This window comes from Rhodococcus sp. IEGM 1302 (genome assembly GCF_030056935.1).
In the GTDB taxonomy this organism is placed as follows: Bacteria; Actinomycetota; Actinomycetes; order Mycobacteriales; family Mycobacteriaceae; genus Rhodococcus_F; species Rhodococcus_F qingshengii.
On the sequence record NZ_JASHKY010000012.1, the window covers coordinates 132,552 to 146,157 of the forward strand.

The following is a 13,606-nucleotide window of genomic DNA, read 5'->3' on the forward strand; positions in this document are numbered from 1 at the left end:
CGCTGGTCCCGGGACCGCACATCGGTCCGAAGGTCGCGGTGAGGAAAGAGTGATTGATACGCAACATCAGGCATGAACTCCCGAAACAACTGCATCCGAAGATAGAAGTCGACCTTGATCCTCGGTCGAAGGGATGCATGAATCGATGGGCGCTCAACTCACCACCACCAGTGTCGACACACTCTGCGCGTACTGCGGGGTGGGCTGTGGTCTTGTCCTCGACATCATCACCGATCCGGAGACGGGACGTCGGAAGGCTGCGAAGTCTTCCGGTCTGAAGACACATCCCACCAACTTCGGGCGTCTGTGCACCAAAGGCACCACGACCGCAGACATGCTCGCAGGCCCGGGGCGCATGGAATCTGCATATCGCCGTCCGCGCCGAGGTGATGCGATCGAAGCGGCGGACATGGCCGCAGTCATCACTGACACCGCCCAGCGCCTGCGGGCAATCATCGACGAGCACGGTCCCGACGCGTTTGCGTTGTACGTGTCCGGGCAGATGTCACTCGAAGCTCAGTACCTGTCGAACAAACTGGCCAAGGGCTTCATCGGGACCAATCAGATCGAATCGAATTCCCGTTTGTGCATGGCGAGTGCCGGCACCGGCTACAAGCAGTCACTCGGGGCCGACGGACCGCCCGGTTCCTATCAGGACTTCGAACACGCCGACGTGTTCTTCGTGACCGGCGCGAACATGGCGGACTGCCATCCGATCCTTTTTCTGCGGATGCAGGAGCGGATCAAGGCAGGCGCGAAGTTGATCGTCGTCGATCCTCGACGCACCGCCACCGCCGACAAGGCGAACTTGTTCCTGCAGATCGCTCCCGGCACCGATCTCGCGCTACTCAACGGACTACTCCACCTGCTCGTCGTAAACGGCCACACAGATCCGGACTTCATCGCCGACTTCACCGAAGGCTGGGAGGTGATGCCCAGTTTCCTCGCGGAGTACACCCCGGAGAAGGTCAGTGAGATCACCGGTATCCCCGAGGCCGACATCCGCACTGCAGCGCAGTGGATCGGTGAGGCCGCCAACTGGATGAGCTGTTGGACAATGGGTTTGAACCAGAGCACCCACGGCACGTGGAACACGAACGCCATCTGCAACCTTCACCTTGCGACCGGTGCGATCTGCAAGCCCGGCAGCGGTCCGTTCTCGTTGACCGGTCAGCCGAACGCCATGGGTGGGCGTGAAATGGGCTACATGGGGCCAGGTTTGCCAGGTCAGCGCGCCGTGATGGTCGACGCCGATCGCGACTTCGTCGAGGAGCGATGGGGGATCCCGCAGGGCTCGCTGCGCACCGACATCGGCGGTGGCACCATCGACATGTTCTCCCGAATGGCGGCGGGCGACATCAAAGCGTGCTGGATCATCTGCACCAATCCCGTTGCGACGGTGGCCAACCGCAAGACCGTCATCGACGGCTTGGAGAAGGCCGACCTCGTCATCACCCAGGATGCTTTCCTGGGCACCGAGACCAACGAATATGCCGATGTTCTGCTGCCTGCTTCGCTGTGGACGGAGTCCGACGGAGTGATGATCAATTCCGAACGCAACCTGACGCTCTTTCAGCAGGCACTGGATCCGGTTGGGCAGGCGCTGCCTGATTGGCAGATTATCGCCCGGATCGCCTGCGAGATGGGGTACGCCGAAGCGTTCACCTACACCTGCGCCGAAGAGGTGTTCGAAGAGATCAAGCAGTTCTGGAATCCGAAGACCGGCTACGACTTACGCGGCGTCACCTACGAGCGCCTCCGCAAGACATCGATCCAGTGGCCATGCCCGCCAGACAGTGATCAGGACCGTCATCCCATCCGATACGTCAATGACGGTGTCAGTCAAAGGCTACTGATCCGCGAGGACGGCAGCACTCCGCGGCTCGCATTTCCCACCGCCACTGGCCGTGCGATGTTCTTCGCACGGCCGCACATGCTTCCCGCCGAAATGCCCGACGACGACTACCCCTTCCTGCTCAACACCGGTCGTCTCGCGCACCAGTGGCACACCATGACCAAGACCGGCAAGGTGGCCAAGTTGAACAAGCTCAACCCAGGTCCCTTCGTCGAGATCCATCCCGACGACGCCGCCAGGCTCGGCATCGTCGACCAGGATGCGATCGAGGTTGCCTCACGCCGAGGTCGCGCTGTGCTTCCGGCTGTTGTCACCGACCGAGTGCGTCCGGGGAACTGCTTTGCCCCATTTCACTGGAACGACGCCTTCGGTGAATATCTGTCCATCAACGCCGTCACCAACGACGCCATCGACCCTGCCTCGCAGCAACCGGAGTTCAAAGCCTGCGCTGTCACGATGACGAAGGTCGCCGTGAACACACCTGAAACAGTGCTCGCCGAGGCGGCGCTGCTGGCTCCCGCGCCAGCTGATCGGGCGTTGTCGCGAACCGATGTCCTCGCGCGCGTCCTCGGTCAAACTGGAACACCTGCAGTGGTATTCGATGCGCTCCAGCAGAGCTACCTGGCCGGCCTTCTCGCTGCGTTGCGTGCGGACGCCGATCGCACTGCCGGGGTACCTACCTTGCCGTCGACGGCACCCTTCGATGCCGAAAAGCGGATGTGGGTCGACGGTGTTCTGGCCGGCCTGTACTCGCGGATCTCACTTCCTGACACCGACGGGCCTGCGTTGTCATCGAGTCCGAGTATTGGATCCGAGCGCGCGCCGATCGTGGTGCTCTGGGCATCGCAGACCGGAAACGCGGAAGAATTCGCTGCTGAGTGCGCCACTCGTCTCGGGGGAATCGGCTTGCCCGTCGTGATGCACGCGATGGACGAATTCCCGGCCGCCGACCTGGCAGCCACCAGAGAGGTCCTGCTGATCACCAGTACCTCCGGTGACGGCGAATCCCCGGACAACGGCAGCGGTTTCTGGGATGCGTTGTCTGCTGACACGGCGCCCCGCATGTCCGAGACACGTTATGCAGTCATCGCTTTCGGCGACTCGAGCTATGCCGACTTCTGTGGACACGGACGAAAGCTCGACGCCCGCCTTGCCGAACTGGGAGCCAGTCGTATCGTCGATCGCGCCGACTGCGAGCCCGATTTCGAGGACACCGCTGCTGGATGGCTGGAGGCGGTCACGGCTGAGCTTCGGAGCTCGGTGGCCGGCGAGACGACCGACGTCCTCGTTGCAAAGAAGAATTCTGGGATAACCGTTGCAGCCGCGCCGATTTCACCGGCGATGTCGCCGCCGCTGCGATACAACAAGAAGGCGCCGCTGACCACAGCCTTGACGCGCAATGTCGTGCTCAACCGTCCGGGTTCTTCCAAAGACGTGCGGCAGTTGGGCTTTCACCTTCCAGGTGACACGGTCAGTTACGAAGCCGGCGACGCTCTCGGAGTCTGGCCCCGAAACAGCTCTCCGTTTGTCGACGAGTGGCTCACCCTTACCGGCCTCGACGGTGACGAGACCGTCGAACTGGGGCAGTACGGGGAAATGACGCTGCGTACCGCGCTCACCGAGCGCTTGGAGATCACTCGAATCTCGACCGACATGATTCGATTCGTGCATCAACGAACCCGCGATTCGGACCTGGCCGAGTTGTTGAAGCCGGAGAATGTCTCCACGTTCAAAGACTGGTCGTGGGGACGACAGTCCGTCGACATTCTCGCGCAGTCGCCCGTTCGTGCCTCGACAGACGAATGGCTCTCGCTGCTCAAACCGATTCAGCCGCGGCTGTATTCGATTTCTTCCAGCCCGAAAGAGAACCCACGCGAAGTGCAGTTGACGGTGTCCGCGGTGCGATACAACGTTGCGGGTGTCCCACGGCGTGGAGTGTGCTCGACTTACCTCGCCGACCACGCTCACGATGACGACATCGGTATCTACGTGCAGAAGTCGACCCACTTCCGGCCACCTTCCGATCCCGAAACCCCGATGATCATGGTCGGTCCGGGGACCGGCATTGCACCGTTCCGTGCCTTCCTGCATGAGCGGCGGGCATTGGGGCACACGGGTCCGAACTGGCTGTTCTTCGGAGAACAGCACGCCGCGACCGACTTCTACTACCGCGAAGAAATCGAAGAATTGCGGAAAGACGGATTCCTCACCGAACTCGACCTCGCGTTTTCCCGGGATCAAGCCGACAAGGTCTACGTGCAGGACCGGATGCGTGAGCGGGGTGCGCTGCTGTGGGAGTGGTTGCAGAAAGGAGCGCACTTCTACGTCTGCGGCGATGCCAACCGGATGGCCAAGGACGTCGACAGTGCCCTCAACGGGGTGGTCGCTCAACACGGAAAACTGGCTCCTCGCAGTGCCGAGGCATACGTGAAGGCTCTTTCGGCGGAGAAGCGCTATGTCCGGGACGTCTACTGACGTCGATCAGACAGCGCCCTTGAACCCGTGCTGACGCCAGGCCTCGTACGTCACGAGGGCGGCAGCGTTGGACAGGTTGAGGGACCGGCGTCCGGGCAGCATCGGGATACGCAGGCGCTCGGTGACGTGTTCGTCCGCCAATACTTCTTCGGACAGTCCGGTGGGTTCGGGTCCGAACAGCAGGACGTCGCCGGGTTGGTAGGCGATATCGGCATACGACGTGGTCGCGTGCGCGGTGAAGGCGAATACGCGAGCGGGGGTGACGGCTTCCCAGGCAGCGGTCAGGTTTTCGTGGACCGTGACAGTCGCCAGGTCGTGGTAGTCCAAGCCTGCGCGCTTGAGCTTCGGCTCCGACAAGTCGAACCCGAGAGGGCCGACCAGGTGGAGTTCGCAACCGGTGCCCGCGACCATGCGGATCGCGTTTCCGGTGTTGGGTGGGATGCGGGGCTCGTGGAACATCACTCGGAACACTCGAGGAACTGTACCGGGCGGCATATCGGTGCCCGCGTCTGCGAGAAGAGCGGTGGAGAAGTGTGGGCGAATTGGTAACAAACCGGCCAGTCCGTGCGAATCTATTTCCGGCACTCTTCGCAGAACGGACATTTTGATGAACCCTCCCGCCGGTTGGAACCCCGACCCCTTCGACCCCACGATCGACCGTTACTGGGACGGTCAGCAGTGGACCGCGCAGACACGGCCCAAGGGCGTCGACGCACCCACTCAGGCTTTCGGCACTCCCACGCAGGTCTTCGGCGCACCCGGATCGGCGGTGCCGGACACTAACGCCGAGGAAGGCAAGACGCGGCGTAAGTGGCCGTGGATCGCCGGCGCGGCAGTCGTGGGGCTGGTTGCCATCGCCGCGGCGACGGGAGCGGGCAAGTCGGAAGAATCGACGACGCCTGCTGCGACCTCTTCGACGACAGCTGCAGCGACGACAACCAAAAGCACGGTCCCGTCGACGACGAAGACCACGACTTCGTCCCTCTTGCCGACGACGACAACGATCGTGCCGCCACCGACGACAACCACCGTGGCAATAGTGCCGCTGGTTCCGCAGGTCCCGGAGACCACGACTACGCCGTATGTTCCGCCCGCTCCGGCGTACACACCGCCGAAGACAACAGAACCGGCGTACGTTCCGCCGCCGGCCAAGGTGCCCGACGCGGGGGTGTATTACGCCAACTGTGCAGCCGTGCGAGCGGCCGGTGCTGCCCCGATCTACCGCGGCGATCCCGGCTATTCGTCCAAGCTTGATCGTGACGGTGACGGCGTGGCCTGCGAGACCTAGGCGATCGAACCGGTGTCGGTGCGGCGGGGCAGTATGGACGGCATGCTCCCCGAAGAATCCGACGATATCGTCGGCGAAGACTATTCAGACGCGCGGCTGGCCGGGCAGAAGTGGCGTCAGCGCACTTTCACCAACTGCAATTTCCGAGACGCCGACCTCACCGGACTCACGACGGAGTCGGTGGTGTTCACGGATTGTGATTTCACCGGCACCGATCTGGGGGAGTCCGTGCACACGGGAACTGCGTTCCGCTCGTGCAATTTTGCCCGGACCAGCCTGTGGCACAGCACGTTCCGAAACTGCAGTCTGCTCGGGTCGACGTTCGACGGTTGCCGCATCCGGCCGTTGACGCTCGACGAAGTCGACTTCTCGTTGACCTCACTCGGCGGGGCGGACCTGAGAAAGATCGACTTCACCTCATGCCGCTTCCGTGAAGCGAACCTGGTTCGGGCCGACATGCGGGGCGCGGTGCTGGCGTCGGCGGATCTGTCCGGTGCTCGTACGGGTGGACTCAAACTCGAAGGTGCAGACCTGCGCGGTGCACGGATCGATCCGAGCCTGTGGACGTCCGCGTCCGTCGGAAACGCGCAGATCGAGTTGATGCAGGCGGTGGCGTACGCGTCGGCGCACGGTCTTGTCGTCGACATGAAGTAGCAGCGCCTAGCTCTCCAAGCGCTCCTCGAGGCGCACCGTCACCAGCTCGCCGGTCTCCTTGCCGATGGCTTTGCGAAGATCGGCTTTGACCGGCAGCTTGTGGTTACCGTCTCCCAACGCCATGAACGAACTCTGGAACGGATGTCCGTCGATCGTCCCGCGTACCTTGACCAGGCCGCGGGTGCCGAAGAACTCGGCGGACTCCGGCCAGATCACATAAGTCCACCCGCCCTTGGCGTCGCTCTTCTGCAGGGTGGCCGTGAATTCCTTGTCCAGCAACATGATGTCGGTCCTTTCGAACTCGTCCCAGTCGATCAGCGGATGAATTCCCGTGCGAGCAGATCCATCAGCAGTCCGTCCTTCCACACACCATGGCGATCTCGCGAATACTCGCGCATCACCCCGACGTCTTTGAACCCCACCGATCGGTAGCACGCGACGGCGACGGAGTTGTCGACTTCCGGGTCGATGACCAGACGGTGGAATGCGAGGTCGTCGATCAGGTGGGCACACAGCACCCGTATCGATTCGCGACCGAACCCTCGGCCGTGGAAGTCGGGATCGAGGAACAAGTCGAGCCCGGCGTGGCGGAAGTCAGGATTGTCTTCCGCTTCGTACCACTGGATGAAGCCGATCAGGTGGTCGCCGTGGAAGATGCTGTAGTGCGTGGTGCCGGCTTCCGGCGCCGTAGGCCAGTCGTCGTCGGGATTTTGCCACCACTGCACGACGTCCGGGTGCAGGTGAATTGCCCGCAGACGGGCGTGATGATCGGGCGCGACGGGGGAGAGGAGCACCCTCGGGCCGCGTAGTTCCGGAGCCGTTGTCACTCATCGACCCTAACCTGGAACAATGGTCGCCGTGACTGCAACGATCCTCGACGGCAAAGCTACCCGCGACGAAATCTTCGAAGACCTGAAGGTGCGGGTGAGCGCTCTGAAGGCAGAGGGCATCACACCCGGCTTGGGCACCATCCTGGTGGGCGACGACCCCGGATCCGCGGCTTACGTGCGCGGCAAGCACAACGACTGCGCCAAGGTCGGTATCAATTCTTTGCGACGCGACCTGCCTGCCGACATCACGCAGGAGCAGCTCAACGCGACGATCGACGAGCTCAATGCCAATCCCGAGTGCACCGGCTACATCGTGCAGTTGCCGCTTCCCAAGCACCTTGACGAGAACGCAGCCCTCGAGCGCATCGACCCCGACAAGGACGCCGACGGCTTGCACCCGGTCAACCTCGGTCGACTGGTGTTGGGCAAGGAAGCCCCGCTGCCGTGCACCCCGCGTGGAATCCTGCATCTCCTGCGCCGCTACGAGGTCCCTATTGCAGGCGCACACGTGGTGGTAGTCGGACGAGGCGTCACAGTCGGTCGCCCGATCGGATTGCTGCTGACGCGTCGTAGCGAGAACGCGACGGTCACGCTCTGCCACACCGGTACCCGCGATCTCGCGGCCGAGGTTCGCCGCGCCGACATCATCGTCGCTGCCGCTGGCGTTCCCGGCCTCATCACCGCAGACATGGTCAAGCCTGGAGCGGCGGTCCTCGACGTCGGCGTCAGTCGCACCGACGACGGCCTGCGCGGCGACGTCGCAGCCGACGTCAGCGAGGTCGCCGGCTTCGTCTCACCCAACCCCGGTGGTGTCGGACCGCTGACCCGCGCGTTCCTGATCACCAACGTGGTCGAACGCGCCGAGCGGGTTCTGGCCGAGGCCTGAGTCCGATGTCCTCACTGGTCGGCCTCGCGAAGAAGAATCTGCCCATGCTCGCGGTCCTCGCCGTGATCGCGGCAGCGGTTGTTCTCGTGCTGGCCGACCGGTGGCGCCGCGGCGCCCTCGTCTTCGGTGTTGCCGTCATCATCGGAGCTGCCGCTCGGTGGTTCGTTCCCGAGAACCGTGTGGGGTTGCTCGCGGTGCGTGGAAGGGTCTTCGACACTGCGGCGATGGGCGTTATGGGTGTGCTGATCGCGACGCTCGCCCTGACCATCGATCCGCTCGGTACCGACTGAGAAGATCAGCCCCCGTAGAACGAGCGAATATCGATATCACTCAAAGGGATCCACTCCGGTGAATGTGCGGATGTCGACTTCTTTCCAGCCTTGACCGGTGCACTCCGTAACGTCACCGCAAGTGCAGGTTCCTCGTCGATTCGCCCGGCGAGGGCGTAGATTGCGGCGAGATGGTGAACGCACGGCGAGCGTCTACCTGAGCAGTCGCAGCTGGCAGTGCACTCCGAAAGATCAACGGCTACTGCGATATTTCGAGCCTGCAGTTCGGTGACGATGCTGTCCGGCAGTTCGCCGGTGGATACGGATCTGTTCGCCTTTCCAGCCGAACGGAGAAGGCTCTTCACTGCAGCGATCTCGGATTTGGTCCAGAGCGGGACACCAATCGTCACTGACGAAGTTTTTGCCTTGGTGCTCACCTCGGCGACGACGGTCCCCGACGAGACGACGGTGAACTCCACGGAACCGTTGCGTGCCAGGGTGCGAGCCGTCGGCAGGGACGGGTTCGGACCGGACGCCGCGGTCCGCTCCACCGTGCGCAGCCACGCTCGACCCCAAGCGGTGACGCCGAATTCGTTGGCCATCAGATGATCACCGCGCCGTCGAGTTCGAGAAGTTCACGCAGTTCGGTGTCGGGGAGATCGGCCAGCGCGGCCTCGACGTTCCCGGAGACAGCATCGGCCACAACTCGTTTGGACTCGTGCATCGCTGCTATGTGATCCTCCACGGTACCGCCCGTCACCAAGGTGTGGACGTTGACGGTGCGTTTCTGGCCGATGCGGTGTGCCCGGTCGGTTGCTTGATCCTCGACGGCTGGGTTCCACCACCGGTCGTAGTGCACGACATGACTTGCGCGCGTGAGGTTGAGGCCGAAGCCGGCGGCGCGCAAGCTCAGAATCAGAACCGGTGGTGAATCCGTCTCGTTCTGGAACGCGTCGACCATCGCGTCTCGTTTGTCGGTGTTCAGGCCGCCGTGGAGGAAAGGCACGGCGCCGATTCCCAGTTCGGCTCCCAGGTGTCGCGAGAGCATCTCGCCCATCGTCCGGTACTGCGTGAATATCAGCGCGCGATCGCCGTCGTCGACGATCTCGGCGATCATTTCCGTTGCGCGGTCGAGCTTTCCGGATCTTCCGTAGAGGTCGTCCGTATCGCCGGTGACCTGCGCCGGGTGATTGCATACCTGCTTGAGAGTGGTCAGAAGCGCAAGGATGTTGCCACGCCGGGCGATTCCCGTGCCCAATCCGGAGTCGAACGCATCGGCAACTGCCGACCGGTAGATGCGCGCCTGTTCCGACGTCAGAGTGCACGAGACCGTGGAGAACTGTTTGGGCGGAAGATCCTTGGCCACTATGTCTTTGGTTCTGCGCAGAATGAAAGGATCGATCACCGCGGCAAGTCTGGTCGCCGCGGTGGCCGATCGACCGGATTCGATCGGGACGGCAAAGCGTTGACGAAACCGTGCGCGAGTTCCGAGGACGTCGGGGTTGGCGACGCGAAAGAGTGACCACAATTCTTCGAGGCGGTTCTCCACCGGCGTGCCGGTCATCGCTACCTTGACGTCCGCCGACAACTGCATTGCTGCTTTCGCGGCGAGGGAAGCGGGGTTCTTGATCTGTTGCGCCTCGTCGAAGACCACTGAACTCCAATGGACCGGGGCCAATTGGGCTGCGTCGGAACGCAAGACGCTGTAGCTGGTCAGAACCGTAGTGCCGGCGGGGATACGAGTGGGAAGTGCACGGGCGGCCCCGTGATGAACGTGCAGTGGCAGATGCGGAGCGAATCGCTCGATCTCGCGGCGCCAGTTTCCTATCACCGAGGTGGGACACACAACCAGATGCGGACCGTCGCCGGCGCGGATCGCGATCATCGAAATCGCTTGCAGTGTCTTACCCAAACCCATCTCGTCGGCCAAGATCCCACCACCCGAACCCGACAGAGCCGTCAGCCAGGCAACTCCCTGCATTTGATACGGGCGAAGAGTCGCCTGAATCTTTGCTCGGCGAAGGCTGTCCACGGCTGTACGCGCATCCGTGAACAACCGCACCGTGGACTCGGCGCTTCGGATCTTCGTGTCGTCGCGCTCGATAGCGGCATGCGCTGCGGTCGGAATGTCATGTGCGCCGGTGTCGATGACGCGCTTCCACGCGAGCAGCGACGATCCGAGGTCGCCGCGACCAGCATCGAGGTTGTGGAACGCGTCGATCGCGGTGGTGAGGTCGAGCAGTTGCGCTCCGACGTCGGTTGCTGTGATCGACTCGTCGACCGGGATCGCAAGCCTGCACACGCCCGGCGACCCGGTCGGCATCCCCAGTGCCGACAGCCGCGCTGCCGGGTCTGCGTCACCCCAGAACGCGAAGGACATGTGCTCGGGAATGTACGTAGCCTGCAGGCGCGTCGAGCATGGCTGATTCACGTTCGCCGATGCTAGCCGCGCCGGCTCACGTTCGCCAATGAGAATGTCGGGAAAACCCGCAGATCAGCTGTGGTTTTCCCGACATTGACGAATCCTGAAAACGTGGCTCTGTGCCGAATCAGCGAGCCGTACGTGCGAACTCCATCGTTCGGCGAAGCAGTCCGGCGACGGCGTCCGCCTCCGTCAGGAAGCCGTCGTGGCCGTCCTTGGACTTGAGAATCTCGAGGCCGCTGCACGTGGAAATTCCGTCGGCGATCTCCTCCTGCAAGCGAAGGGGATACAGCCGATCCGAGTCGACGCCGCCCACCACGACCGGTGCCGTGATCGATGCCAACGCCGCCGCAACACCGCCGCGTCCACGACCGATGTCGTGCCGGTTCATGGCCTCGGTCAGGAGGACGTACGTGCTCGGGTCGAAGCGGTCGACCAGCTTGTCTGCCTGATGTTCCAGGTAACTCTGTACGGCGTATCGTCCACCGTTCCAAGGATTTTCGTCGTTCTGAGCGGAGTTCTCGAAGCGCGCGTCCAGTTCGGACTCGGTGCGGTACGTCAGGTGCGCGATGCGACGGGCGATGCCGAGTCCGGTGCGAGGTGCCCGCCCCGTTCCGTGGTAGTCACCGCCCTGCCAATCCGGATCGGAGACGATGGCAGCGATCTGCGTCGTCTGGGTGCCGATCTGATCTGCAGTGGCCCGTGAACCGGTTGCGAGAACCAACGCGGAGCGAATGCCGTCCGGGTAGGTAACTGCCCATTCGAGGGTGCGCATGCCCCCCATGGATCCGCCGACTACCGAGGCCAACTGGTCGATCCCGAGGAGATCGACGAGCTTCTTCTCCGCCGCGATCTGATCCCGGATGGAGATCTCCGGGAACCTGCTGCCCCACGGCTTGCCGTCGTCGGCCGGCGAACTGGGACCGGTCGTGCCGCGACAACCACCGAGGACATTGGTTGCGATGACGCACCATTCGCCGGTGTCGATCGGTTCGCCGGGGCCGACCATCCCGTTCCACCAGCCGGGGGAGGGCTGATTCGCGGAGATCGGTCCGGTGACGTGTGAGTCTCCGGTCAGTGCGTGCTCGACGAGTACGACGTTGTCGCGGTTCGGGGAAAGCTCACCCCACCGCTGAACGGCGAGCGAAACCGATGGGAGCACCGCGCCGCTCTCGAGTTCCAAGGCACCGATGTCGACGAACCCCACCTGGCCGTCGGGTGGGGGCAGGAGGTCGATCCTGGGCTCCAATTCGTTCACGGTCACGAGTTTGCCACCGCTGCCAGGCCGACGGTGAGATCGGCGAGGATGTCGTCGATTCCTTCGATGCCGACCGCGAGGCGGACGAGCCCGGGTGTGACACCGGAGGCGAGCTGCTCTTCGGGGGTGAGCTGCGAGTGTGTCGTCGACGCGGGGTGGATGACGAGTGAGCGAACGTCACCGATGTTGGCGACGTGGCTGTGCAGCGTCAGGGCGTTGACGAATGTCTTGCCCGCATCGATACCGCCGGGCAGCTCGAAGGTGACGATGGCGCCGGTTCCCTTGGGCGTCAGCTGCTTTCCACGTTCGAACCATGGCGAGGAGGGAAGTCCCGCGTAGGAAACGGAGGCCACCTCGACGTGACCGTCGAGGAATTCGGCGACCTTCTGTGCATTGGATACGTGGCGCTCGATGCGCAGGCTCAAGGTTTCGATACCCTGCGCGATGAGGAACGCGTTGAACGGCGCCACGGCGGAACCGAGATCGCGCAGCAGTTGGACGCGGGCCTTGAGTGCGAACGCCGGCGCGCCGAGGTCCGCGAAGGTGACGCCGTGGTAGCTGGGATCAGGCGTCGTGAAGTTCGTGTGGCGACCCTGCGTCCAGTCGAAAGTGCCACCGTCGACGATGACGCCGGCGATCGCGGTGCCGTGTCCACCAAGGTATTTGGTGGCGGAGTGAACGACGATGTCGGCGCCGTGTTCGAGTGGGCGAAGCAGGTACGGCGTCGCGACTGTGTTGTCCACGATCAACGGAAGACCGTTCTCGTGGGCCAGTGACGAGATACCGGGTAGGTCGAGGATGTGGTTCTTCGGATTGGCGATCGTTTCGCCGTAGAACGCCTTCGTGTTCGGGCGAATGGCTTCGCGCCACTGCTCGAGATTGTCGGGATCCTCGACGAACGTGACTTCGATGCCCAGCTTACGAAGGGTGTAATGCAGGAGGTTGTACGTGCCGCCGTACAGGTACGGGCTGGAGACGATGTGGTCGCCGGCCTCGGCGATGTTGAGGATCGCGATGGTCTCGGCGGCCTGACCCGAGGAGAGGAGGAGTGCGGCGACTCCGCCTTCGAGGGCAGCGATGCGCTGCTCGACGGCGTCTTGTGTGGGATTCATGATCCGCGTGTAGATGTTGCCCGGCTCGGCGAGGCCGAACAGTGCAGCAGCGTGATCGGTGCTGTCGAAGACGTAGCTGGTGGTCTGGTAGATCGGCAGAGCGCGCGCATTTGTGGCGGTGTCCGCTGTTTGTCCGGCGTGCACCTGCTTGGTCTCGAACGACCAGTTGGCGGTCGGATCCGAAGTTGCTGCGGCGTCGGCTGTGTTGTCGGTCATGATCTGTTCACTCCAGTGGTCTGACGGATAGATGTCGGACGGGGGCGAATGATCGCCGCCCCGTGCTGGGGTCTATCTACAAGTGCGACACATACTGAAATACCTCCGTGGGGCTCGGCCCGGTCTGGGGTCCGTCCCTGTCGGACCCGCGCTTGTCACCCGAATTGCGGTGGAACTGCGCGAGCAGATCCACGTCGGGAAACCTGGTCATCACCCGGGGCACCCCACCGCGGTTGGAGGGTTGCCGTCCAGCGAGCCGGGGCTTGACGCTGGCACTCATGACCAAGTCGGATTCTACCGGGAAGTGAGCGCAGTCCTGACACGGGGCGAAATGTGAGCCG

At 63.3% G+C, this 13,606-nt stretch carries 12 protein-coding genes and 1 riboswitch; of the genes, 5 read left to right on the top strand and 7 right to left on the bottom strand.

The features are described 5' to 3' along the window. Positions 1-145 precede the first annotated feature (145 nt). The gene (locus QM609_RS18105) at positions 146-4,330 is read left to right on the top strand and encodes a bifunctional nitrate reductase/sulfite reductase flavoprotein subunit alpha (RefSeq protein WP_283337331.1); all 4,185 of its coding nucleotides are present in this window, start codon (positions 146-148) and stop codon (positions 4,328-4,330) included. 6 nt (positions 4,331-4,336) lie between these two features. On the opposite strand, the gene QM609_RS18110 is transcribed toward QM609_RS18105, so the two are convergent. After that, complete coding sequence (locus tag QM609_RS18110; RefSeq protein WP_007727408.1) at positions 4,337-4,801, bottom strand: tRNA (cytidine(34)-2'-O)-methyltransferase; 465 nt, start codon at positions 4,799-4,801, stop codon at positions 4,337-4,339. Positions 4,802-4,937: 136 nt separating this feature from the next. On the opposite strand from QM609_RS18110, the gene QM609_RS18115 reads away from it, so the two are divergent. Together QM609_RS18115 and QM609_RS18120 are read left to right on the top strand one after the other, a co-directional pair. Then, positions 4,938-5,618, top strand: a complete 681-nt coding sequence (locus QM609_RS18115) for an excalibur calcium-binding domain-containing protein (protein ID WP_042923481.1) — start codon at positions 4,938-4,940, stop codon at positions 5,616-5,618. 33 nt (positions 5,619-5,651) lie between these two features. Then, on the top strand, positions 5,652-6,272 hold the full coding sequence (locus QM609_RS18120; RefSeq protein WP_030535090.1) for a pentapeptide repeat-containing protein: 621 nt from the start codon (positions 5,652-5,654) through the stop codon (positions 6,270-6,272). Between the two features lie 6 nt (positions 6,273-6,278). Here QM609_RS18120 and QM609_RS18125 read toward each other — a convergent pair whose 3' ends face one another. Beyond that, positions 6,279-6,554, bottom strand: a complete 276-nt coding sequence (locus QM609_RS18125; RefSeq protein WP_007727403.1) for a DUF1905 domain-containing protein — start codon at positions 6,552-6,554, stop codon at positions 6,279-6,281. A 32-nt stretch (positions 6,555-6,586) separates the two neighbouring features. Further along, positions 6,587-7,099: a GNAT family N-acetyltransferase gene (locus QM609_RS18130; RefSeq protein ID WP_228232559.1), complete on the bottom strand. Its 513-nt coding sequence runs from the start codon at positions 7,097-7,099 to the stop codon at positions 6,587-6,589. Positions 7,100-7,130: 31 nt separating this feature from the next. Here QM609_RS18130 and QM609_RS18135 point away from each other — a divergent pair, with 31 nt between their 5' ends. After that, positions 7,131-7,988: a bifunctional methylenetetrahydrofolate dehydrogenase/methenyltetrahydrofolate cyclohydrolase gene (locus QM609_RS18135; RefSeq protein ID WP_064112569.1), complete on the top strand. Its 858-nt coding sequence runs from the start codon at positions 7,131-7,133 to the stop codon at positions 7,986-7,988. Positions 7,989-7,993: 5 nt separating this feature from the next. Next, positions 7,994-8,278: a DUF3017 domain-containing protein gene (locus QM609_RS18140; RefSeq protein ID WP_003940740.1), complete on the top strand. Its 285-nt coding sequence runs from the start codon at positions 7,994-7,996 to the stop codon at positions 8,276-8,278. Between the two features lie 5 nt (positions 8,279-8,283). On the opposite strand, the gene QM609_RS18145 is transcribed toward QM609_RS18140, so the two are convergent. The 4 genes from QM609_RS18145 to QM609_RS18160 form a co-directional block, all read right to left on the bottom strand. Further along, complete coding sequence (locus QM609_RS18145) at positions 8,284-8,859, bottom strand: SWIM zinc finger family protein (RefSeq protein ID WP_050654857.1); 576 nt, start codon at positions 8,857-8,859, stop codon at positions 8,284-8,286. Then, positions 8,859-10,637, bottom strand: a complete 1,779-nt coding sequence (locus tag QM609_RS18150; protein WP_050654858.1) for a DEAD/DEAH box helicase — start codon at positions 10,635-10,637, stop codon at positions 8,859-8,861. The genes QM609_RS18145 and QM609_RS18150 overlap by 1 nt, the downstream gene beginning before the upstream one ends. Positions 10,638-10,806: 169 nt before the next feature. Beyond that, entirely contained in the window at positions 10,807-11,943 is a 1,137-nt protein-coding gene (gene metX / locus QM609_RS18155) for a homoserine O-acetyltransferase MetX (RefSeq protein WP_007727395.1), read from the bottom strand. Further along, positions 11,940-13,265 carry a bifunctional o-acetylhomoserine/o-acetylserine sulfhydrylase gene (locus QM609_RS18160; protein WP_007727392.1) on the bottom strand — a complete coding sequence of 442 codons (1,326 nt, stop codon included), beginning with the start codon at positions 13,263-13,265 and terminating at the stop codon, positions 11,940-11,942. Before QM609_RS18160 ends, metX begins: the two co-directional genes overlap by 4 nt. Before the next feature lie 143 nt (positions 13,266-13,408). After that, positions 13,409-13,549: riboswitch (SAM riboswitch) on the bottom strand. Positions 13,550-13,606: the final 57 nt, after the last annotated feature.